This is a genomic window from Thermovibrio guaymasensis, assembly GCF_003633715.1.
Taxonomy (GTDB): Bacteria; Aquificota; Aquificia; order Desulfurobacteriales; family Desulfurobacteriaceae; genus Thermovibrio; species Thermovibrio guaymasensis.
In genome coordinates this window covers 848,302-867,772 of sequence record NZ_RBIE01000001.1, presented here as the reverse complement: position 1 = coordinate 867,772, position 19,471 = coordinate 848,302, and the positions used below count along the sequence as shown (strand labels likewise).

Annotated in this window: 20 protein-coding genes; 3 read left to right on the top strand and 17 right to left on the bottom strand. The window is 44.0% G+C overall.

All coding sequences use genetic code 11. The features are described from left to right. Positions 1-2: 2 nt before the first annotated feature. Positions 3-1,949, bottom strand: coding sequence for a transglycosylase domain-containing protein (locus tag C7457_RS04485; protein WP_121170403.1), 1,947 nt, complete (start codon positions 1,947-1,949; stop codon positions 3-5). 116 nt (positions 1,950-2,065) lie between these two features. Between C7457_RS04485 and gatB the strand changes: the two genes are divergently transcribed. Beyond that, complete coding sequence (gatB, locus tag C7457_RS04480) at positions 2,066-3,526, top strand: Asp-tRNA(Asn)/Glu-tRNA(Gln) amidotransferase subunit GatB (RefSeq protein ID WP_121170401.1); 1,461 nt, start codon at positions 2,066-2,068, stop codon at positions 3,524-3,526. Here gatB and C7457_RS04475 read toward each other — a convergent pair. Next, entirely contained in the window at positions 3,523-4,020 is a 498-nt protein-coding gene (locus C7457_RS04475; RefSeq protein WP_121170399.1) for a MotA/TolQ/ExbB proton channel family protein, read from the bottom strand. The genes gatB and C7457_RS04475 overlap by 4 nt on opposite strands. Positions 4,021-4,080: 60 nt before the next feature. Between C7457_RS04475 and C7457_RS04470 the strand changes: the two genes are divergently transcribed. Next, the gene (locus C7457_RS04470; RefSeq protein WP_121170397.1) at positions 4,081-4,518 is read left to right on the top strand and encodes an ExbD/TolR family protein; all 438 of its coding nucleotides are present in this window, start codon (positions 4,081-4,083) and stop codon (positions 4,516-4,518) included. Continuing rightward, on the top strand, positions 4,502-5,131 hold the full coding sequence (locus tag C7457_RS04465; RefSeq protein WP_121170395.1) for an energy transducer TonB: 630 nt from the start codon (positions 4,502-4,504) through the stop codon (positions 5,129-5,131). Before C7457_RS04470 ends, C7457_RS04465 begins: the two co-directional genes overlap by 17 nt. Positions 5,132-5,147: 16 nt before the next feature. Here C7457_RS04465 and C7457_RS04460 read toward each other — a convergent pair whose 3' ends face one another. From C7457_RS04460 to hypF, 15 genes are all read right to left on the bottom strand, one after another. Next, complete coding sequence (locus tag C7457_RS04460) at positions 5,148-6,392, bottom strand: efflux RND transporter periplasmic adaptor subunit (RefSeq protein WP_121170393.1); 1,245 nt, start codon at positions 6,390-6,392, stop codon at positions 5,148-5,150. Continuing rightward, positions 6,389-7,636: a TolC family protein gene (locus C7457_RS04455; RefSeq protein ID WP_121170391.1), complete on the bottom strand. Its 1,248-nt coding sequence runs from the start codon at positions 7,634-7,636 to the stop codon at positions 6,389-6,391. The genes C7457_RS04460 and C7457_RS04455 overlap by 4 nt, the downstream gene beginning before the upstream one ends. Before the next feature lie 55 nt (positions 7,637-7,691). Beyond that, entirely contained in the window at positions 7,692-8,450 is a 759-nt protein-coding gene (gene hypB, locus C7457_RS04450; RefSeq protein WP_121170389.1) for a hydrogenase nickel incorporation protein HypB, read from the bottom strand. A 1-nt stretch (position 8,451) separates the two neighbouring features. Continuing rightward, positions 8,452-9,144, bottom strand: a complete 693-nt coding sequence (locus C7457_RS04445; protein WP_121170387.1) for a class I SAM-dependent methyltransferase — start codon at positions 9,142-9,144, stop codon at positions 8,452-8,454. 2 nt (positions 9,145-9,146) lie between these two features. Continuing rightward, positions 9,147-9,497 (bottom strand): hydrogenase maturation nickel metallochaperone HypA/HybF, encoded by a 351-nt coding sequence (locus C7457_RS04440; protein ID WP_121170385.1) that lies wholly within the window; start codon positions 9,495-9,497, stop codon positions 9,147-9,149. Beyond that, positions 9,498-9,734: a HypC/HybG/HupF family hydrogenase formation chaperone gene (locus C7457_RS04435; protein ID WP_121170383.1), complete on the bottom strand. Its 237-nt coding sequence runs from the start codon at positions 9,732-9,734 to the stop codon at positions 9,498-9,500. Further along, positions 9,735-10,268 (bottom strand): HyaD/HybD family hydrogenase maturation endopeptidase, encoded by a 534-nt coding sequence (locus C7457_RS04430; protein ID WP_121170380.1) that lies wholly within the window; start codon positions 10,266-10,268, stop codon positions 9,735-9,737. Between the two features lie 65 nt (positions 10,269-10,333). After that, on the bottom strand, positions 10,334-10,981 hold the full coding sequence (gene cybH / locus C7457_RS04425; protein ID WP_121170378.1) for a Ni/Fe-hydrogenase, b-type cytochrome subunit: 648 nt from the start codon (positions 10,979-10,981) through the stop codon (positions 10,334-10,336). A gap of 49 nt (positions 10,982-11,030) precedes the next feature. Beyond that, entirely contained in the window at positions 11,031-12,776 is a 1,746-nt protein-coding gene (locus tag C7457_RS04420; protein WP_121170376.1) for a nickel-dependent hydrogenase large subunit, read from the bottom strand. 29 nt (positions 12,777-12,805) lie between these two features. Continuing rightward, a complete protein-coding gene (locus C7457_RS04415; protein WP_121170374.1) occupies positions 12,806-13,885 on the bottom strand; it encodes a hydrogenase small subunit in 1,080 nt (359 codons plus the stop codon). 192 nt (positions 13,886-14,077) lie between these two features. Then, on the bottom strand, positions 14,078-14,365 hold the full coding sequence (locus tag C7457_RS04410) for an ArsR/SmtB family transcription factor (protein WP_121170372.1): 288 nt from the start codon (positions 14,363-14,365) through the stop codon (positions 14,078-14,080). Continuing rightward, positions 14,365-15,264, bottom strand: coding sequence for a Coenzyme F420 hydrogenase/dehydrogenase, beta subunit C-terminal domain (locus C7457_RS04405; protein WP_121170370.1), 900 nt, complete (start codon positions 15,262-15,264; stop codon positions 14,365-14,367). The genes C7457_RS04410 and C7457_RS04405 overlap by 1 nt, the downstream gene beginning before the upstream one ends. 11 nt (positions 15,265-15,275) lie before the next feature. Continuing rightward, positions 15,276-16,013 carry an NADH-quinone oxidoreductase subunit B family protein gene (locus C7457_RS04400; protein WP_121170368.1) on the bottom strand — a complete coding sequence of 246 codons (738 nt, stop codon included), beginning with the start codon at positions 16,011-16,013 and terminating at the stop codon, positions 15,276-15,278. A gap of 16 nt (positions 16,014-16,029) precedes the next feature. Then, the gene (locus C7457_RS04395; protein WP_121170366.1) at positions 16,030-17,202 is read right to left on the bottom strand and encodes a nickel-dependent hydrogenase large subunit; all 1,173 of its coding nucleotides are present in this window, start codon (positions 17,200-17,202) and stop codon (positions 16,030-16,032) included. Continuing rightward, positions 17,186-19,432 (bottom strand): carbamoyltransferase HypF, encoded by a 2,247-nt coding sequence (hypF, locus tag C7457_RS04390; protein ID WP_121170364.1) that lies wholly within the window; start codon positions 19,430-19,432, stop codon positions 17,186-17,188. Before hypF ends, C7457_RS04395 begins: the two co-directional genes overlap by 17 nt. Positions 19,433-19,471: the final 39 nt, after the last annotated feature.

Below are 19,471 nucleotides of genomic sequence, written 5' to 3'. Positions count from 1 at the left end.
CTTTAGTTGACCTCCTCTTCAGTTTCTGTAACTTCCTCACCGAGGGAGTTAATTAGCTGATCGTAGTAGATCTCCTCCATTTCCTTCTCAGGGAAATGGGTTGGCGGTGGATAACTCTTCACAATATCCTCGTACGTTGGAGTGAACTTTCCACACCCGTACTTCTTACAGATTTCCATAGCAATTTTACCCCAAGGTGGAGCAGCGACACCTCCTCCTGTGGCACCTCTCCAAATAGTTTTATAGCTGTCCCTTCCAAACCATACGCTCATAACGAAGGAGGTTGTGAAACCAGTAAAGTAGGTATCCCTGTAGTCGTTCGTCGTTCCGGTTTTTCCAGCTACGTCAAAGTATTTTGTCAAGTAGGAAATACTTGCAGCAGTTCCTCTCTTAACTACATCTTCTAGGATTGAGCGGAGTATCTGGACGTTCTGGGGGTCTGCCACTTTCCTAAGCGTAGGGTAACCTCTGTAAACTGTCTTTCCTTTAAAGTTGACAACCTTTTTAATTACAAAGGGCTCTTTAAGTATCCCGTTGTCCTGAAGTCCTGAGTAAGCTCTGACAATCCTGTATAGGTTTGAGGAGAAGCTTCCTAAAACGTAGGAGAGGTTAAAAGAATCCTCTTTCTTTATCAGTCTAAATTTTATAAGGTTCCTCCTGACGTCCTGTGGGAAGTTCATTGCAAGATGGAGGGTTGCAACGTTTACAGAGTGCATGAGGGCTTCTCTTAAAGTCATAAAGGGAGAAAAGCGTTTTTCATAGTTCTCTGGCCTCCACCACACCCTCTCTCCAGTTTTAGGGTCAAATTTATCCATTGGCATCTCAATAGGTTGATTTGATATAAAGTCTAAAGGAGACCATCCCTTTTGAAAGGCAGTTAAGTAAGTAAAGGGTTTTGCCGTTGAACCGATAGGTCTTAAAGACTGAAAGGCCCTGTTTAATTTCGTTTTACTGTAGTCTGAGCCTCCTACTATGAAAAGGACTTCTCCCCTTTTGTTTATTGCCATTCCTGCACACTGAAGGTCGTCTAATTTCCTCAAGTTAGAGTACTTCTCCTGGTAATCTGAAAGTACCTTTTGGGCGTAGTTCTGAATATCTTCGTCAATCGTTGTCAGTACTTTGTATCCGCCGCTAAAGAGCTCCTTTGGAGTTAAAATCCCCTTCCTAAGGAGCTCAAACTTTACAAAGTCAAGTTCGTAACCGCCTGTTCTGGGTCTGTTCGGCCTTTTAAGAGGGGTTAAGGGTTCAGAAAGGGCCCCCTTTAGCTCATCCGCCGTTATGTAACCGTTTTCATACATTCTCTTAAGAATGAAGTTCCTTCTTGCCAAGGCCCTCTCTGGGTGTTTAAAGGGGTTGTAGTACTCTGGTCCCCTTATTATTCCGGCAAGTAGAGCACATTGGGCGGTTGTTAGCTCAGATAGGTCCTCTTTACCAAAGAGGACCCAGCTTGCTGCCTTTACGCCGTAAGCTCCGTTTGAGAGGTAGACGTAGTTTAGGTAGAGCTCCAATATCTCTTGCTTCGTTAATTTTTCCTCAAGCCTTCTTGCCAGTGCCAACTCCTTTAACTTCCTCTCAAGGGTTCTCTCTGGAGAGAGGTAAACCATCTTTGCAAGCTGCTGGGTTATAGTACTTCCCCCTTGGACTATTTTCCCCGTTGTGATGTCTTTAATTGCAGCCCTTACTATTCCTAATGGGTCAATTCCCTTGTGTTTAAAGAACCTTTCATCCTCTGCCGTTATTACAGCGTAAACGAGTTTTCTCGGAATTTCCCTGTAAGGTGCGTAGAGTCTAAACTCGTTCCTATAAAAGAACCCTATTACCTTCCCGTTTCTATCGTAAACTGTTGTTGCAAATGGTGGGAGGAGGGAGTCCTTGTAACTTTCAGAAGCCCTTCCGTTAACGTTCAGTAAAGTTAAAATAAGAAAGAGGGTACATAAGAGCCTTTTCACTCTCTTCTCTCCTATCTGTTTTTAAGGAGGTAATTTATACCCGATGCCGGGTTTGGTCTAAAGGGTTTTAAATTAGATAAAATTACCGGAGAAAAATTTAAAAGGAAGGAGTGGAGATGGAATTTGAAGCTGTAATCGGTCTTGAGGTTCACGCTCAGCTGCTTACCAAGACGAAGATTTTCTGCGGGTGTAAGAACGAATTTGGAGCTCCCCCAAATACTAACGTTTGTCCGGTATGTCTAGGAATGCCCGGTTCACTTCCCGTTCTTAACAAGAAAGCAGTTGAGTACGCAGTTAAAGCAGCCCTTGCGCTAAACTGCAAGATTAACCGCTACTCCGTCTTTGCCAGGAAACACTACTTCTACCCTGACCTTCCAAAAGCCTATCAGATAACCCAGTACGAGTTGCCATTTGCCGAGAACGGCTGGGTTGAGATAGAAAAGAGCGATGGAACGAAGAAGAAAATCAGGATAAGGCGTATTCACATGGAGGAAGATGCAGGAAAGACGATTCACGGCGAAGGGATGGATGAGAACTCCTACGTTGACCTTAACAGGGCCGGAACTCCTCTAATTGAGATAGTTTCTGAGCCTGATATATCAACTCCTGAAGAGGCCCGTCTCTACATGCAGAAGCTCCGGGATATACTGGTTTGGATTGGCGTTAACGATGGAAACCTTGAGGAAGGTTCTTTAAGGTGTGATGCAAACGTGTCAATAAGGCCAAAGGGGAGTAAGGAGCTTGGAACTAGGACAGAGATAAAGAACGTAAACTCCTTTAGATTTATCCAGAAGGCCCTTGAGTATGAGATAAAGAGACAGATAGAGGTAGTAAAGGGAGGAGGAGAGGTTGTTCAGGAGACGAGGCTCTTTGATTCATCAAAGGGAATTACGAAGACGATGAGGACAAAGGAGGAAGCTGAGGACTACCGCTACTTCCCAGAGCCGGACCTTCCTCCCCTCATAATAGACGAGGAGTGGCTTGAAGCTATTAAGGAGAGCCTGCCTGAACTTCCCGATCAGGTTAAGGAGCGTTTTGTTTCCGAGTACGGTTTAACTCCCTACGATGCGAGCATTTTAGTTAGGAGTAGGGAACTTGCCTCCTTCTTTGAGGAGGCTGCAAAGGCCTACCTAGGTGAGCCTAAGAGGGTAGCAAACATTATCATTTCAGATATGCTGGGGATACTGAATGAGGAGAAGATGGAGTTCTCCCAGTCTCCTGTTAAACCGGAGCATATAGCTCAACTCCTAAAGCTTGTTGACGATGGGGTAATCTCAATAAGAGTTGCAAAGGAGGACGTCCTACCGGAGGTTGTTAAGGAGGGTAAGGAGCCAAAGGCCGTTGTAGAGGAAAAGGGGCTTGTTCAGATTTCAGATGAAAGTGCCCTTGTTGAGATTATAAAGAGAGTTATGGAGGCCAACGAGAAGGCTGTCAAGCAGTACAGGGAAGGAGATGAGAAGAAGAAGACGAAAGCCGTAAAGTTCCTCATCGGTCAAGTAATGAAGGAGACGAGGGGTAAGGCCAATCCAAAGTTGCTTAACGAGTTAATTCCAAAAGTTCTAGAGGGAGAGGTTTAATCCTCTCCCTTTAACTTGATTGTTTCAAGGACTGCCTTCTTTAGCTCTTCCTTGGCTTTCTTTGAGAGTCCGTTTACAGCGTAGTAGTAAAAGAGGGAAATTACTGAAACTACAATTCCAAGGGCTGTTGCTTCAAGAGCAAACGCTATTCCCTTACTAACTGCAGCTATATCTGAAACTCCCCTTTCTGCCATTGTTAAGAAGGAGTTCATTATCCCTAAAACTGTTCCCAGTAGCCCCATAAGGGGAGACGCTGTAATAACGAACATTAAGACTCCTTTTCCCCTCTCTGTTTTTTCTGCGTAGGAGTGGTAGAGAACTTCGGCTGTGATTTCGTCCTGTTTTTCAACTTCTTTCTTTATTAACTTCTTTTCCGTTGGAAATGTAAAGAAGAAGTATAAAAGCCTCTCAATGAACACTGTAGTTGCGGCAAATAGGAAGAGAAAAAGGATGTAGAAGACCAGTTTGTGGGCAATTTCTATGTTTAAGAACACGCTTCCTCCGGATATTTTGAGATTATAATTAATTTATATCAAACTGAGAGGAGTTTTGAAGTGTTTAAGTTTAGGGAGGATTCCTGCAGTGAAAAGCCTGAACTCATTATAGTTCCTATGGTTGACGTTATGCTCTTTCTCCTTGCCTTCTTCGTCCTAATTGCAGGTAGCATAATTCCAGGCCTTGCAGTTAAGACCAATCCGCCAAAGACCCTTCAAAAGAGTTCCTTCCATCCAAAAAGTAAGGTTATAACTATTACGGTTAAGAAGGACGGTTCTATCTACTACGGGAATAATCCTTTAACCTTTGACGAACTTGTGAGGCTTTTAAAGGGCTTTAAAAGACAGAATCCAAACCTATCAGTGGCGATTGATGCAGATAGGGATGCCTCTGTTCAGTCCCTTGTTAGAGTCCTTGATGCTGTAAACAAAGTTGGAATTAACTCGGTCGGCCTCCTTGCAGAGGAGGAGAGGAAGGAGAATGGGAGCTCCCGTTAGGTACTTAATTGCACTTGTCTTTTCAGCTCTCCTTGAGTTTCTCCTCATAAAAGCGCTTCCTCAAATTTTAACTCCTCCTCTAAAGGAAGTTAATAGGGTAATTGAGATCTCCCTAATTAAACCCCACAAAAGGAGTGTAGAGGTTAAAGTAGAGAGGAAGAAGGGTAGAAAGAGAGTAAAGGAAGAAAGGAGGAAAGTTAATAAGTTACCTCAGCCAAATGTTACGTCTAAAAAGCCCCTTAAGGGAGCTCCCAAAAAGGAAGTTAAGAGGGAGGTTGTTAAAGAAAAGGAGAGGGGTGGACTAAAGCCCCTTCATGGCAACCTTCCTGCAGACTACGTTGAGGCAGTGAGGAGGGCTATTGAAGAAAACATCTTCTACCCTTTAGAAGCCCTGGAGGAAGGAATAGAAGGGCCGGTTATGGTTAGGTTTACCCTTGATAGGAGAGGTAAAGTGGTTGAGTGTAAACCCCTCTTCGGCCAGAGGATTTTAGAGGAGGCAACTTGCTTGGCCATAAGGCGTTCAGCTTTCCCCCCTATCCCCAAATCTGTAAGAAACGACACTTTAACTTTTCAGCTTCAGGTTGAGTATAACCTTGAAGAAGCGTTAAAGTAGGTAGCGAAGCCTAAAGTCAACCTTGCTTCTTAACAGATAGGGCTACCTTATCTCCTTCCTTAAGGCCTGAAACTATTTCTGTATACCTGTCATCGCTCCACCCTACTTTAACAGGAACTTCTACTACTTCCTTCCCGACGACTTTATAGACTATGAACTTTCCGCTCTTCCATTTAACAGCTTGGTTTGGGACTACAAGGACGTTCCTCTTAATACCTGCGATTATCTGGTTGTGGGTGGTCATTTCTGGCCTTAGGAGTTCAGCATTTTTGAAACCTCTAGCTACTACGATGTAGTAAACAACGTTGTTTAGGATCTTTGGCTTTGGGTAGACTTCAACGACTTTGGCCTTGAAGCTCCTATCCCTGTAAGCGTCAACTTTAAAGATAACGTCCATTCCTCTTTTAACTTTTCCTATTTCAGTCTCGTCAACGTAGATCCAGTTTTCAAGCTTCTTAGGGTCTAAAATCGTTACAAACTGGGGAGCGTTAAGTCCTGCAACAACCGTTTCGCCCTCTTGAGTTGATACGAAAGAGATTATTCCGCTTTTAGGTGCGTAGATGTAGGAGTATGAGTAGCGAACCCGGGCCGTTTTAAAGTCCGCTTCGGCTTTCTTAAGGTTCTCCTTAAACTCCACCTTTAACCTTTCAAGCTCCTCTTTGGCCGCTTTTAAGTTTAGTTGGGCTCTCTTTAAGTTTTCCTTTGCACTTTTTAGGGAGCTCTCAGCCTGCTGAAGTTCCCTCTTTGCAGTTTTAAACTTCTCCTCAGTTGTGTAGCCGATTTTTAGGAGCTCCCTTTGTCTTTCAAATTGCCACTTTCTAAGTTTGTAGTTCTCCTCTTCAGCCTTTAGCTTTGCCTTAGCAGATTCAACCTCTGCCTGTGCAGACCTAACTTTCAGCTCCTGGACTTTTATTCTCTTTGGATAGGTTCTCTTTACCTCTTCAAGGTTAGCCTTTGCCCTTTTTAGGTTTTCCCTTAGTTCCCTGTTGTCAATGACTGCGATTAACTGACCTTTCTCAACGTAATCTCCAACTTTTACCCTCTCTTTAACAACGGTTCCGGAAATCCTCGCTCCTACCTTTATCTCAGCTCCCACTTGAGGCTTTATTATTCCTGTTGCATCAATTACTTTCTTCACCTCACCCCTTTTAACTTGGGTCACTTCTACAGGAACAATTTTCCCTTTCTCCTTACCCTTAACTATGAAGAAACCTAAGCTTACTGCCAAGAGAAGGAGTATAAGTGCTACTGCCTTTTTCACTTTTTAACCTCCGTTAAGAGCTCCCCAGTAGCTTTCTTCAGTGATAAGAGGGAAATGTTGTAGTTTAAGAGTGAGGAGACGTACCTATCCTGGGCCTCCTTAAGGTTAGTATAAGCTTGAAGGAGGGATACGATGTCGGAAACTCCCAACTTATACTCGTTTAAGGTCCTCTCGTAGGCCCTCTTTGAGAACTCAAGGAAGGCTTTGGCTGACTTTAAGTTCTCATATCCAGACTCAACGTCGGCAATTGCATCAAGGACTTCCCTCTTTACTCTGTTTTTTACTTTCTTTAGGTTAATTAGGGAAATTTCTTTCTCTTTCTCTTGAGCCATCGTCCTGTAAGTTGTTAAGCCGCTGTCAAATATCGGAAAGTTCAAACTTACTCCTGCTGAGTAGTTCCTGTCCTGAGGCCAGAATGACGTTCCGCTCCTGTTCCAGGAGAAACTTAGATTTAACCTCGGAGATAGGGTTCTCTGGGTGTATTTTACTCTTAGAGAATTTTCCTTTACCTCCTCCTTAGCTTCTTTAACCTCAGGTCGCATCTCAAGTGCAGTCCTTAAAAGCTCTTTCTTTTCTACACTGACCTTCTCTTTCAAAAACTCAAACTGGGGCTTTTCCTCTTCACTGAGGGAGAAGTTAAGGAGTTCGTTGAGCCTGTTAAAGCTCTGTCTGTACTGGGCTTTTAGTTTTGAGAGCTCCCCTTTAACGTTTTCAACCTGGGATTTTGCCTTTAAAACGTCGGTTATCATAACTAGGCCTTTTTTATATTTCTCTTGTGCTACTTTAAGTATCTCTTTGGCTGACCTTAGAGATTCCTCCTTAAAGAGTATTCTCTCCTGGTAAGCTTTTAAATTGTAGAGCTCCTTTAGGGCTAAAAAGAGCTGTTCAAGGAGGGTTTCTTTTAACTTCTCCTCTTTAGCTTTAATCCTGGTTGAGTCAATTTCTAGCTTTACGAACCTCTGGAAGTTAATGGGCTCAGCAGAAACAGTTGCTCCTAGGGAGTACTTCTGGTTCCAGCTTTCCTTGAAGTCCGGATAGAATTCAGAGAAGGAGGCCGAAAGGTTAATTTCTGGGAAGAACTCCCTTTCCGTTACCACTCTACTAATCCTTTCCTTCTCTACAGACTTTTTGGCCGTTTTTATGTCTAGAGAGTTATTTAAGAGATACTTGGCAACTTCCTCAGGAGTGACAGCGTAGGCAGAAAGTGGAATTAAGGTAAAGAGTGCGGCGGTTAGAAGCTTCACTTCTTTACTCCGTTTTGGGAGTTTGACTAATAATACAAAATAAGGGCCAAAGGCCCTACTTCTCCTGAAGAGCTCCTTTCTTCTCCTTGACCTTTTCCCTGAGGAAATCTATCCACTGGTCAATTCCTTCACCGGTTTTAGATGAAACCGTAAATACTTTAAGTTTCGGATTGAGGGATAGGGCTTCTTCCTTTACTTTCTTTACGTCAAAGTCAAAGTATGGAAGTAGGTCTGTTTTTGTGATTATAAATACCTGAGAAGTCTTAAAGGCCTTTGGATATTTGGCAGGCTTATCTGCTCCTTCTGGAACGGAAATTAAGACTACTCTTACGTCCTCTCCCAAGTAGAAGGAAGATGGACATACGAGGTTTCCTACGTTTTCAATAAAGAGGATGTCGGGAGCTCCTCCCATCTGTTTTGTAAGGGCGTGGTATCCTTTGTGGACAAGGGGGGCCTCCAGGTGGCAAGCTCCACCGGTTGTTAGCTGAACAGCAGCGGCTCCTTTAGCCCTTACCCTCTCTGCATCCCTCTCAGTTTCAATGTCTCCCTCAAGTACTCCTATTTTGAACTCATCCTTTAGGGCTTCAATTGTCCTTTCAAGGAGGGTTGTTTTTCCTGAACCTGGTGAGCTGATTAGATTTATGACTAAAACCCCGTCTCTATCCCAGTGCTCCTTGTTGTGCATTGCAACCTGGTCATTTTTACTCAGTAGATTCTTCTTGATTTCTACGTTCTTCCTTCCGGTTTCATCAGAGACTTTAAAGAGGTTTTCGCTTTCGTGGTTGTGTTCTCCGCAACCGCATACGTCACACATTTTATACCTCCCTTTTTATCCCAATTACTGTTGATGCTATTCCACCCATGAAGTTCTTCACCTCAGCAACTTCAAAACCCTCTTCAAAGAGGAGCTCTTTAAACTCATTAACTGTCATAAACTTTTCTATTGATTCAAACAGGTAATCAATGGCTTTCCTGTTCTCCTTTGAGACGAACTTGTTTAGCTCCATGAAAGACTTAAAAATCGCTTCGTTTGCTGAAGTACAGAAGTTCCTCTCCTTTACCCTGAAAAAGTCAAGGACTGCCCAGATACCTCCTTTCTTTAGACATCTCTTTGCCTCTCTTACCGTTAGCTCAATCTGTGGAGAGTTCCTTACGCAGAAGGAGGAAAATAGGATGTCTATACTGTTTCCTTTTAGGGGAAAAAACCTGTTGTCTGAGCAAACGTTGTAGGCCCTACTTCCCATCCTTTCCTTTGCCATTTTAAGGAGCTTTAAACTTATGTCGCAGTTAATGAGTTTACACTCGGGAACTTCTTGGAGTAGGAACTCACCTACGTTTCCGGCTCCTGAACAAAAGTCTACTACGACCTCAGGTTCAGGTTTAAGGGCTAGTGCTCCTCTTACCAAGCTCCTTCTCCACCTATTAACGTATAGGGGACTGGAAAGCCTATTTATAACTTTCTCGTAGTAGCTTGCGAAACTTCCGTTGAATATGTCTTTAACTATCATGCCTATACCTCTAACTCGGCGTTGACTACTTCAAGTTCCTCTCCTGATATGAGTTCCAGCTTTAAAGAGCCGCACTTAGGACATTCGGGAAAGAAGACGCTTTCAGTTTGGAATGTATGGTTACAGTCCTTGCACCTATAGGTTATTGGGACTTCTTCAACTACAAGTTCTGTTTCTTTTAGCTTTTGGCTTTGTTCCTTTAGTGCGTTAAAGGCGAAAACAAAAGAGTCAACAACTATTCCCGATAGCTTTCCGATTTTAACTTTTACTTTGACTACTCTCTTTGCCTTTTCCCTCTCTGCCAGTTCTTCTAGGGAATTTAGAAGCCCCATGGCTATTGAGGTTTCATGCATTTAACCTTCCTCCTCAAGGGCTTCCAATACCTCATCCAACGCCTTCCATATCTCCTTAGCCTCTTCCTGGTCTATCTTTTCAATTGCGTTTCCCACGTGGACCATAACGTAATCTCCCTCTTTCACCTCTCCTTCGGGAAGGAGCATTAGGCTAATTGTCCTCCTTACTCCCTTTGCTTCGGCAACTGCCATTGGATAGTTGATTTCAACGATTTTCATCGGAACGCCTACACACATTTAAGCCTCCTTTACTTTCCTTTCCCACCAAATTTCCGGGTTTTCAGGTTTCTCCTTTAATTTTGGCCTTACTCCCCAATCGCTCAATACATTAATTACCATTTTTTCTACTTCAGCCAGTCTCTCTTCAAGTTCGGGAGTTAACTCTGTTCCGGTTTCAACGGACTTTGGAATTATCCCGATTAACTTAATTTCCTTTGGGCAAGTTCCCTTTATCTCGTTTAAAAGTAAAACTTCCTGAAGGCCTAACTGGTGAGGAGAGAGCTTGAGAGGTAATTTATCTATGAAGAAATCCTCTTTGTTGTATACCTTTATTTCTCCAGGCTTTCCTTCAGCTTTAACTACGTCAATAATTAAGAGTTTGTCAAGGTAGTCAATTTCGGGGGAGAGGAAAATCCCTGCAGTTCCTCCATCAATAAGGATAACGTTTTCAGGAAACTCATACTTGGCTTTTAGTATGTAGAGGAGTTTAACTCCGAATCCTTCGTCCTTTAAAAGGACGTTTCCAACTCCCATTAGGCCAATTTTCTCCATCTTTCCTCCAAAATTAATAAAGGGGGAGATAAACTCCCCCTTTAGCTTTCTTTCTTGAGTTGTTTTTAACTTTCTTTCTTGTGGAACTTGTAACCGTCAAAAATTGAAGAGATAAGTCCTTCGGGGTTCTTTATGTCGTTCCAGACTACTATGTAGATGTGAACTAGGGCGAACCAAGCAAAGTACCAGTTGAGGATGTAGTGGATGAACCTTGCCTCCTGCTGTGTTCCAAACATTGCACTTCCAAGGGAGACGAAGAAGTTATTTTCAGGGTAGAGGAGGTAGAGGCCGGTGATGAACTGTATAACTGCAAGGATTAGGGTGAAGAAGTAAGCGGTTCCTGCTAGAGCGTTGTGGCCCAGTCTCTCCTCGTGATGGTCCGTAAGGTAAGCGTAGTAAAGGAGGGTTGAAAAGAGGTTCTTTATATTCCTACCGTTAATCGGTAAAAAGTCCCAAACTCTCTCGTACTTGTTCCCGAAGAACCAGAGGTAGAGCCTTGCTAAGACTGCACATGTAAAGAACATACCAGCCACAAAGTGTATCCACCTCATAATGGCCATTGTGAACTGATGGCTACTTTCAAGCCAAGTATTCGTCCAGGGCCAGTGTATGTAGAGGCCTGTAACTACAAGGGTAAATATTGATAGGGCAAAAGTCCAGTGGAAGAGCCTCAGAAGGATACTCCATACGTATTTCTTCTCGTAAATTGCCATTTTTTCCCTCCTCATTGGCTTTAGGAGGGAGGGGAGCTCCCCTTCCCTCTTAAAGAGCCTTTACTTTAACTATTTCTTCACCTTCAGGGTCGATCATGTGAACCGCACATGCGATACATGGGTCAAATGAGTGAACAGTTCTGAGAACCTCAAGTGGCTTTTCTGGATCGGCAATTGGATTTCCTATCAGTGAAGCTTCATACGGACCGTGCTGTCCTTTGTCGTCCATAGGTGAAGCGTTCCAAGTTGAAGGAACAACAGCCTGATAGTTCTTAATCTTTCCGTTTTCAATGACAATCCAGTGGGATAGAGTTCCCCTTGGAGCTTCGTGAAAGCCGCATCCCTTAACTTCTCCTTTGGGATAGGTTGGTGGGTTATAGATTTCAAGGTCTCCACGGCCAATGTTGTCAACAAGTTGCTCCCACTGTTTGAGGGCAAGGTCTGAAAGAACCTGAGCTCTAAGGGCCCTTGCAAGGTGTCTTCCTGGTGTTGATTGAAGGGCGTTGATGTCAACGCCGTCAGAGTTCTCACCAAGGAGTGATAGGACGCTCTTAAGCTGCTCAAGTGCACTATCAACGTACTTCCTTGTAAGCTTGTGTCCGAGGGCGTAGTTTACAAGGACTTGTGCTAGTGGACCAACCTGCATTGGAATGTAGTCGTTCCCTTGTTTAAACCTTGGAGCTTTTGCCCATGAGTATTTGCCTTGAGGATCGACGTAGCCCCCTGGCATGTCTGTGTACTCTGGAACTGTCTCCTCATCCCATGGATGTCTCGTCCAGCTACCTCTGTACCAGGAGTGAGTAATGTTCTCAGCAACGTTATCTATGAAGTACCTGTCGTTAAAGCTCTTAATCGGTTTAACTGTTGAAAGGTCTCCTCCTATTATAGTTCCACCGTAGATGTCAAAGGTCTCTCCCTTTGTGTCCTGTGGGAGGTCAGGAACTGCAAGGTAGTTATCAACACCCCTACCGTACTTGAGCCACTCTTTGTAGAAGGCGGCTATTGCGATAACGTCTGGTACGTAACAGTTGTGAACGAAGTCCCTAACTTCCTCAAGGAGTTGCTTGATGTAGTAGAGTCTTTCCATGTTGAGGGTTGCTTCGTTGTCAGGGTTAATTGCAGTTGAAACGCCACCTACTGCAAGGTTTTGGATGTGTGGGTTCTTTCCACCGAGGATTGCAATGGCTTGGTCTGCCTTCCTTTGGTAATCAAGGGCTTGGAGGTAGTGGGTTACGGCAATTAGGTTAACTTCTGGTGGTAGTTTCATTGCTGGGTGGCCCCAGTAACCGTTAGCAAACGGGCCAAGCTGACCACTCTTTACGAACTTCTTGAGTTTATCCTGAACAGCCTTAAATACTGCTGCACCGTTTAACTTCCAGTTTTGATAGCTTTCAGCAATCTTTGCAGCCTTGTGTGGGTCTGCCTTTAAAGCTGAAACAACGTCAACCCAGTCAAGGGCTGAAAGGTGGTAGAAGTGAACGATGTGGTCGTGGAGGGCGTGGGCTGCGATGATGATGTTTCTAACCATCTGAGCGTTGTAGGGGACTTCAAGTTGTAGTGCGTTCTCCACAGACCTAACGGAAGCTATGGCGTGGACTGTTGTACAAACTCCACAGATCCTCTGTGCAAACATCCACGCGTCGTCTGGGTCCCTTCCTTGAAGGATAACTTCAATACCCCTCCACATCTGAGCGGAAGAGTAAGCGTCTTTTATAAAACCATTTTCTGGAACGACCTCTATCCTTAAATGACCCTCAATTCTCGTAATTGGGTCAACTACTACTCTGTTTGCCATCTTTTACCTCCCCACCGTGGGTTTAGTTATTACTCTTCAGACTTTGATCCGGTTGCTAGTCTTTTTGCTATTCCTACGCCGGCATGGATAGCTACTGCTGCGGCAGTTACGCCGAGAGCAGCCTTACCAATTTGTGTTGCACTTGTTTGGATACCTTTTCCACCAGGAATCTTAACGTTTGGAAGCCTCTTATGGAACGGAGTCATTGTATCCCAGAAGTTTGGCTCTGTACATCCGTAACATCCGTTTCCAACAGATACAGGCCATACTTCAACGTCGTTAAACCTAATTACTGGACAGTTGGAGTAAGTTTCTGGACCCTTACAGCCGACCTTGTAGAGACAGAATCCGAGCCTGTGACCAACGTCTCCAAACCTTTCTGCAAACCTTCCTTCGTCAAAGTGAGGCCTTCTTTCGCAGTGGTCGTGAACTTTCCTTCCGTAGGCAAACAGAGGCCTTCCAAACTTATCTGTTGGCGGAAGTTTCTTAAACGTTAAGAAGTAGAGAACCGTTGAAAGGAAGTTGTGTGGGTTTGGAGGACATCCAGGTACGTTAATTATAGGTTTATCCTTAATAATTTCGGAAACTCCAACGGCCCCTGTTGGGTTCGGCTTTGCAGCCTGAACTCCACCGTAAGCAGCACAGGTTCCGATTGCGATGATTGCCAGTGCCTTTTCAGAAGCTTTCTTGAGAATCTCTACTGCCGTTTTTCCTGCGATTTTACAGTAAATTCCTCCGTCCTTAAGGGGAATTCCTCCTTCAACCACTAGGACATAATTACCCCTTTCAATTGCCTTTTCTAGGTTTTCCTCCATCTGCTTTCCTGCAGCAGCTGCAAGGGTTTCGTGGTAGTCAAGTGAGATAAGGTCAAGGATGAGAGTCGCTAAGTCTGGGTGGGATGCTCTTAAGAGGGATTCTGAGCAGCCGGTACACTCCTGAAAATGAAGCCAAACAACGCTAGGCCTTTTCGGGTCTGAGGCAGCTTCAGCTACCTTAGGAACCATTTCCATAGGTAAACCCATAGCTGCGGTAGCTATTGCACAGGCTCTCAGGAACCCTCTACGGGAGATCGTTTTGGGAATTCCCCCCAGGAAAAGACTTCTATTCATGGTGCCCTCCTCGTAAAGTGGGTTCTTGTCTTTTTCATTAAATCATTTTAGACCAGCTTTAATCGAAAGTCAACATTATGCTAATTTTCTATTTTTAGAAGATAGTCAATTAATTGACAAACCAAATAATATAAAAATTTCCTTATATTTGAGGCTTTACTCCAAATTTTGCGTTTACCTAAGCTTTGCTTTTTAGCTAAATAAGATCTCCATAATTTCCTTAACGATTTCGTTGTTTACTCTATAGAGTACCTTCGTTCCCTCCTTTCTGAAGGTTAAAAGTCCTACTTCCTTCATGAGACCAACGTGTTGGGACGCTTTTGGCTGCGAAATTCCCAAAGTTTCAACGATGTCTTTGACGCACATTTCTCCGTTGAGTGTTAGGAGAACTATTGCCAGCCTCTCAGGATGACCGAGAACTTTTAAAAGTTCGGCCTTCTCTAGAAGTTCCCTTTCAGATACTTCCTCGTAAGTAATCATTAGAACACCTCCTCTTCAAAGTTTCCTTCAATGCTGTTCCAGGCTCTGTAGAACTTCCTCAGTTTGTTATCGCTCCACTTTGGAGTAGGTAAGCCAAGTTCTACCCTTTCAAGGATGTCATTTACGTTAAGAAGGCTCTTATCCCTGAGGAGCGATACGAGTTCTTCTGTTTCTTCCTTTTCTGATATTCTCAGTTTAAGGTCTGCAGGGGCAATTTTTTGAACTTGGGCTATTGTGTACCAACCTCTTTCACTTCTAACTATGAAAAGGCCTTCGTTTGGCTCTTTTTTAGGAACGTACGTTATGTCCGTTCCCTTTGCTCCCATGTTTAGACAGTAACGACATGCAGTAAGGATGTACTTATGGTGGACATTAACAGGAACAATAATTTCCCTATTGCTTTCAAGCTGGTAAACGAGGTTTGCCCTGTCGTAGAAAAACCTTTTGACTTTTTCCTTTTTTCCTGTTAAGTGAATTGCCTCTAGCTGTCGGGAGTTTTCAGTTAGAGCTCCTGTGCAGAGGAGCCCTACTTTCAGAGCTACCGCAGTTTTTGTCCAGTTACTGCCTATTCCAAAGTACTGGGTTTTGTTAAGTTCATCAAAAACGCAAGGAGGAGCAAATACGACAAGTTTGTTTAACCTGTACTTCTGAAGGGCCCTTTTTAAAAGGGTATTTATTCCAAAGTAGCTATTTAAAGGATTTACCTTCACTTGGTTGGCCTTCAGAAAGAGGGAAGGGGTAGCTTTACCCTTTTTCTCACTACAGGTTAAAACCCCATCAATTAAGCCGTTCTCAAGCATCAGTTTAAATAAGGTTTCTACCGGATTTCCCCGTTGACTCTTCACGAGGAAGACTTTCTTGTAGCTTCCTATTAAGAACTTCTCATTAAGGCTGAGCAACTTTACCTCTCTTAAGTATAAGTAGGTTGTGGATAAGGTTTAAAGCTCTGTGGACAGCTTGCAAGGCAAGAGCCACAGTGAACACAAATTGATGGATTAAAAGAAGGTTTGGCACACTCTATTTTAAAGGAGATTGCCCTCGTTGGACACGCTGCTGAGCACGTTCCGCATCCTACGCACAACCCCTTATTAACTACTTCTGCTATTACGTCAAATCCGGAGGCCTTTTTTGATAGGGCCATAATTTCAAAAGGTTGAAGGAAGTCATCGTTAAGCTCAAGGAGAGCAAGGAGGAAGTTGTAAAGGAGTGAGGAGTTTGGGGGACACCCAGGAATTGCGTATTTAACCTTTCCTTTTAGGAGTTCTACTTCAGTTATAGGAACAAAGGACTGATGTTGAGGTTGAGGAGGTTGGTTCCCACATGAAAACCTTCTAACTCCACCAAATGAAGAACACCCTCCTATTGCAACTATTATTTTGCTCTTTTCAGAGAGCTCCCTAATTAGGTTCAGATGGTGCTGCTCTTCAAGACAAAGTGCTCCTTCAACGAAGGCAACGTCAAGGTAAGGAATTTCCTTCTGGCGGGTAAGCATGTTGGAGTAGACGAGCTTAACGGTATCAAGTATTTCAACTGCGGCTTCAAACATGTCTAAGAATGCTACCTGACATCCAGAACAACTGGAGAGGTGAAAGAAACCGATGCTGAGCTTAGGTTCTTCTTCGTTTAGAATTTTATCCTTAAAAAACATCTAAATTCTCCCCTATTCAGTGAGAGGCACAGACGATGCACGGGTCGTAAGCCCTAACTATGAACTCGGCCCAGCTTGCCCTTTCTCCCTTTAAAGCCCTGCTAACTGCAAATAGGTTTATCTCAGTAGGTACTACAATTTTATAATATAATATTCTTCCTCGTTTATCAATTTTAACTGCATGAACGTTAGTTCCCCTTGGGGCTTCATGGACGCCTATTCCTAGAGTTTCCCCGTCTCCCGTAGGTGATTCTCTGTTCCAGAGCTCCCCATTAAACCTCTTCTCTTCCAGTATTTCTTTTATCCTCTTAAGGGCTTCTAGGTTCTCTTTTGCCCTTAGAATGTGAAGCTCCTTAACTCCCCCTTTCGGTTTATACCCGTCAAAAAGAACCTTTCTTGCCCTCGGTCCAGTCTCTACCGGCTTTCCCTTGTAAAGGGGAAAGAGGTTGGAAGCTCTCGTCTTTAGTTCTTCTGGCAAAATTTCCTGAGGCGTTAGAAAAGAAAAGTCGTCAATTTCAATCTTGCCGGAGTAAAACTTATCAGTTGCAAGGAAGTCAAGGTCGTGTTTCCCTAAGTCTTCCGGAAGACCTTCTCTTTTCCACATTTGGTTTATCGCTTCTTCAAATTCCCTATACAGGGATTGGAGCTCCTTAAAAACCTCATCAATCTGTGAAAGTATTCTTTCCCTTACGATTTCCTCTAGCGGTTCAGATATTCCTCCAACAACCACGTTTGGAGAGTGGATAATCTCTCCACCTATACTCTCAAGTACTTCCCCTATAAACCTTCTAACCCTTTGGACTTTACGTATAAAGTCAAGCTGCAGTATTTTCTCCGGAAATAGATCCTCAGATATGATTATCTGGTGGAGAAGGTTGTTGTACACCCTAACTGCCAAACCTAAGACTTCCCTCAGCTCTTCTGCCTCGGGGGGAACTTCTATTCCACAGGCTTCCTCTATTGCCCTTGAAGAGGCTATTGAGTGGGTAATTTGACACAGTCCACATATCCTGCTCGTTATTATTGGAGCCGATTTTGCATCTTTTCCAATGAGGAGGGTTTCAAACCCCCTCACCGGAACGAGGGCGTAGTAAAGCCCTTCTTCAATAACTCCTTCTTCAACTTTTAAGAAGAGCCCAGAGTGTCCTTCGGTTAGAGGTATTCCTTCAATTTTAACTACCTTTTTCAACCAGTCCTCCGTAAACTGCTTGACCTAAAGATAAACCTCCATCGTTTGGAGGAACCAGTTGGTGAGTTAAGACTTTAAAACCTTCACCTTTAAGGGTTTCTGAGAGGGTTTCCGTTAAGAGCCTGTTCTGGAAGACTCCACCTGAAAGGGCTACCCTTTCTATCCCATACTTTTCCCTGAGCTCTTTCACTCCTTCTACCGAGGCTTTAACCACCCAGTTGTGAAACATTCTCGCTATGTCCTCAGCGGGAACTCCCTTTTCTTTTAACCTAACAACTTCCCTAACCATCTCTCTCCAGTCAATTTTGTCCCCTTCAACCTTCACGGGCAAGCTCTCTTTAGTTGAACTTTTAAGGGCGACCTCCTCTAGGATAATTGCTCCTTGGGCTTGGTAAGAGACCTTCTCCTTAAGACCCAAAATTGCCGAAATTCCGTCAAAGAGCCTTCCCATACTTGATGTAATTGGAGAGTTTACTCCTCTTTCAACCATTTGGGATACGAAGTTTACCTCTTTTCTTTCTCCTAAAACTTCGCTTGGCTCTAACCCTGACAGCTTGAGAAGTGATACTGCCGTTCTATAAGGTTCCTTAACTGCTCTCTCCCCACCGGGAAGGGGAAAGGGAAGGAGGGAGAGCTCCCTCTTAAACTCCGTGTAGGAGGCAATCAGAAACTCTCCTCCCCAAATGGTTCCGTCGGGACCGTAACCTGTCCCGTCAAAGGTCAGAGCGATAACTTTCTCATCAACTCCTAATCCGTTCTCTGCCATGACGGATACTGCGTGGGCGTGGTGGTGGTAAACCTGTACCAACTTCCTTCCAAACTCCTCCTTTCCCCACTTGGTTGTAAAGTAGCCGGGATGGTAATCACAGACTACGACTTCAGGCTCAACCTCTAAGAGTTTAGTAAGGTCCCTAACCGTTTCCTTTAGGAACTCCTCTGCCTTAAGGTTGTCAACGTCACCTATGTGCTGGGATAGATATACCCTGTTCTCCCTTCCCAGAGCTACTGTAACTTTCATGTGGGGGCCAAGGGCTAAAACACTCCTTTTAAGGTTAAAGGGAAGGAGAATGGGAAGAGGAGCAAATCCCCTAGAACGCCTTATTGGAACAATTTTACCTCCCATGACCCTTACAACGGAATCGTCACACCTTCTGGCAATTTCCCTGTTGTGGAGGAGGGCTCCATCAACGAGTCTTCCAACTTCCCTTAAAACCTCTTCGTTGTCCTTCATAATTGGTTCGTCTGTTAGGTTACAGCTGGTTGCTACTATTGGCTTTCCTACTTCCCTTAGGAGTATGTGGTGAAGAGGAGTGTAGGGCAGGAAGGCTCCAACAGTCTGGGTATCTGGAGAAACCTCTTTAGGGAGTTTTCCCTTACTCTTTAGAATGACTATTGGAGCTTCAACTCTCCTTAATGCAACTTTCTCAAGTGGGGAAACTTGGGCAAACTCCTTAACCTGTTCAATGTCTTTAAACATGACCGCAAAGGGTTTCTCTTCCCTCCTCTTCCTGAGGCGCAGTTCCCTTAAGGCTTCTTCGTTTGTCGCATCGCAGACAAGGTGAAAACCACCAAGTCCTTTTATGGCAACTATCTTTCCTTCCCTAATCCACTGGGCAACGCCTTTTATTGCCTCTTCCCTTTCGGCAACTCTCTTCCCTTGGCTATCAATAAGCCAAACGTGGGGACCGCAGACTGGACAAGCGTTTGGTTGGGCGTGAAACCTCCTGTTTAAAGGGTCATTGTACTCCCTTTCACACTCTGGGCACATTTTAAAGTCTTTCATAGTTGTGTTTTCCCTATCGTAGGGAAGTGAGAGGATTATTGTGTACCTTGGTCCGCAGTTGGTGCAGTTTATGAAAGGGTAGAGGTACCTTCGGTCTTTAGGGTCAAAGAGCTCCCTCAAACAGTCGTTACAGGTTGCAAGGTCTGGGAGAATAGAGACCTTTACTTCTCCTCCTTTCTGGCTCTTCTTAATTTCAAACTCTCTGTACCCTACCTCTTCAAGAAACTGGGAGCTTATGCTGTAAATTGCTGCCGCTGGAGGTTTTTCCTCCTGAAGTCTCCCTAAAAATTCAATTAGTTTCTCCTTACTTCCCTCTACTTCAATCGTTACTCCAAGTTCGTTATTCAGAACGAAACCCTTTAGATTCAGTTCTCTTGCAAGCCTGTAGACGAAGGGTCTAAAACCTACCCCTTGAACAACTCCCGTTACATTTACCTTTAAACGCATCTCTTTCCCTTCCTTTATAATTTGGCTTAAAACTTCTAA

What these genes read in the sequence shown, in the direction of transcription:
- C7457_RS04440 (WP_121170385.1), bottom strand. Translation starts at nt 9,497, where the DNA reads ATGCATGAAACCTCAATAGCCATGGGGCTTCTAAATTCCCTAGAAGAA.
- C7457_RS04400 (WP_121170368.1), bottom strand. Translation starts at nt 16,013, where the DNA reads ATGTTTTTTAAGGATAAAATTCTAAACGAAGAAGAACCTAAGCTCAGC.
- C7457_RS04435 (WP_121170383.1), bottom strand. Translation starts at nt 9,734, where the DNA reads ATGTGTGTAGGCGTTCCGATGAAAATCGTTGAAATCAACTATCCAATG.
- C7457_RS04465 (WP_121170395.1), top strand. Translation starts at nt 4,502, where the DNA reads ATGGGAGCTCCCGTTAGGTACTTAATTGCACTTGTCTTTTCAGCTCTC.
- C7457_RS04420 (WP_121170376.1), bottom strand. Translation starts at nt 12,776, where the DNA reads ATGGCAAACAGAGTAGTAGTTGACCCAATTACGAGAATTGAGGGTCAT.
- C7457_RS04445 (WP_121170387.1), bottom strand. Translation starts at nt 9,144, where the DNA reads ATGATAGTTAAAGACATATTCAACGGAAGTTTCGCAAGCTACTACGAG.
- C7457_RS04415 (WP_121170374.1), bottom strand. Translation starts at nt 13,885, where the DNA reads ATGAATAGAAGTCTTTTCCTGGGGGGAATTCCCAAAACGATCTCCCGT.
- hypB (WP_121170389.1), bottom strand. Translation starts at nt 8,450, where the DNA reads ATGTGTGACGTATGCGGTTGCGGAGAACACAACCACGAAAGCGAAAAC.
- gatB (WP_121170401.1), top strand. Translation starts at nt 2,066, where the DNA reads ATGGAATTTGAAGCTGTAATCGGTCTTGAGGTTCACGCTCAGCTGCTT.
- C7457_RS04430 (WP_121170380.1), bottom strand. Translation starts at nt 10,268, where the DNA reads ATGGAGAAAATTGGCCTAATGGGAGTTGGAAACGTCCTTTTAAAGGAC.
- hypF (WP_121170364.1), bottom strand. Translation starts at nt 19,432, where the DNA reads ATGCGTTTAAAGGTAAATGTAACGGGAGTTGTTCAAGGGGTAGGTTTT.
- C7457_RS04410 (WP_121170372.1), bottom strand. Translation starts at nt 14,365, where the DNA reads ATGATTACTTACGAGGAAGTATCTGAAAGGGAACTTCTAGAGAAGGCC.
- cybH (WP_121170378.1), bottom strand. Translation starts at nt 10,981, where the DNA reads ATGGCAATTTACGAGAAGAAATACGTATGGAGTATCCTTCTGAGGCTC.